Genomic DNA, 2,058 nt, shown 5'->3' with positions numbered 1-2,058 from the left:
GTAGTCCCAGGCAGACTTGAACTGCCGACCTCCACATTATCAGTGTGGCGCTCTAACCAACTGAGCTATAGGACTGTCTGACTCGGCGTTCAATTAACCTGTGGGCTTAACTGCGCCCAGTTTCTTTCTATTCTCTTTTTCAGATTCGCGGTAGTACAAGAAAGCCTAAGGAGTAACACTCAACTACCTATATAATATAATATATATAAGACTTTCCTTCATCCTTCAGATATTGCGTCTCTCCAGAAAGGAGGTGTTCCAGCCGCACCTTCCGGTACGGCTACCTTGTTACGACTTAGCCCCAATTACCAGTTTTGCCCTAGGCCGATCCTTGCGGTCACGGACTTCAGGCACCCCCGGCTTTCATGGCTTGACGGGCGGTGTGTACAAGGCCCGGGAACGTATTCACCGCGCCATGGCTGATGCGCGATTACTAGCGAATCCAGCTTCGTGGGGTCGGGTTGCAGACCCCAGTCCGAACTGAGGGACACTTTGATGATTAGACGGACGTTGCCGGCCGCCTGCTTTCTGTATGCCCCATTGTAACACGTGTGTAGCCCCGGACGTAAGGGCCGTGCTGATTTGACGTCATCCCCACCTTCCTCACACCTTACGGTGGCAGTATCCGCAGAGTGCCCGGCTTCACCCGATGGCAACTACGGAGAGGGGTTGCGCTCGTTATGGCACTTAAGCCGACACCTCACGGCACGAGCTGACGACAACCATGCAGCACCTTCACAGGAGCCCCGAAGGGCCTCACCATCTCTGGATCGTTCTCCTGCAATTCAAGCCCGGGTAAGGTTCCTCGCGTATCATCGAATTAAACCACATGTTCCTCCGCTTGTGCGGGCCCCCGTCAATTCCTTTGAGTTTCACCGTTGCCGGCGTACTCCCCAGGTGGGATGCTTAACGCTTTCGCTTGGCCGCTTACCAAAGTGGCAAACAGCGGGCATCCATCGTTTACCGCGCGGACTACCAGGGTATCTAATCCTGTTCGATACCCGCGCTTTCGAGCTTCAGCGTCAGTTACACTCCAGTAAGCTGCCTTCGCAATCGGGGTTCTTCATGATATCTAAGCATTTCACCGCTACACCATGAATTCCGCCTACTTTGTGTGTACTCAAGCCCTCCAGTTCGCGCTGCAGTGCAGGGGTTGAGCCCCTACATTTCACAACACGCTTAAAAGGCGGCCTACGCTCCCTTTAAACCCAATGAATCCGGATAACGCCTGGACCTTCCGTATTACCGCGGCTGCTGGCACGGAATTAGCCGGTCCTTATTCATGCGGTACCTGCAAAACGCCACACGTGGCGAACTTTATCCCCGCATAAAAGAAGTTTACAACCCATAGGGCAGTCGTCCTTCACGCTACTTGGCTGGTTCAGGCTTCCGCCCATTGACCAATATTCCTCACTGCTGCCTCCCGTAGGAGTTTGGACCGTGTCTCAGTTCCAATGTGGGGGACCTTCCTCTCAGAACCCCTACCGATCGATGCCACGGTGGGCCGTTACCCCGCCGTCAAGCTAATCGGACGCATCCCCATCCGCAACCGGCCGAAACCTTTACTCCATTTCAGATGCCATCCGTGGAGACCATGGGGTATTAGTCTTACTTTCGCAAGGTTATTCCCCAGTTGCGGGAAGGTTGGATACGCGTTACTCACCCGTGCGCCGGTCGCCATCCGCAATAGCAAGCTATCGCGATGCTGCCCCTCGACTTGCATGTGTTAAGCCTGTAGCTAGCGTTCATCCTGAGCCAGGATCAAACTCTCCATTGTAAAAATATTGTCCAACTCCACTATAAGTGGATGATTGTTTGCTCTGTTCAGGACGCTAATATCCTTAGTTCAAGTCTAAAGTACCTGTCTCTATATTTATTGACGGTAGCTTCATTTTACCCAAGTGGCTTCCCGATCGCTCCGGAAGCCGCTCGCTTCTTGTACTACTACTCTTCTGTTTATCTTAAATCTTTCAAAGAACTCTTTCTTCAGCGCTCAGGAGAAGTGTTTCATTCTCGAAAGCGGATGCAAAGGTATAGCTTTTTTCAACACAAACCAAA

Annotated in this window: 1 tRNA gene and 1 rRNA gene; both read right to left on the bottom strand. The window is 52.3% G+C overall.

What is annotated here, in order from left to right:
* Position 1: 1 nt before the first annotated feature.
* Positions 2-75 (bottom strand) — tRNA-Ile (locus tag CIK95_RS02110).
* Positions 76-246: 171 nt separating this feature from the next.
* Positions 247-1,777, bottom strand: a 16S ribosomal RNA gene (locus CIK95_RS02105).
* Positions 1,778-2,058 lie beyond the last annotated feature (281 nt).

Source organism: Prevotella sp. P5-108, assembly GCF_002251385.1.
Classification (GTDB): Bacteria; Bacteroidota; Bacteroidia; order Bacteroidales; family Bacteroidaceae; genus Prevotella.
Note: the sequence above shows the minus strand (reverse complement) of the source record. Positions and strands in the feature narration are given on the sequence as shown.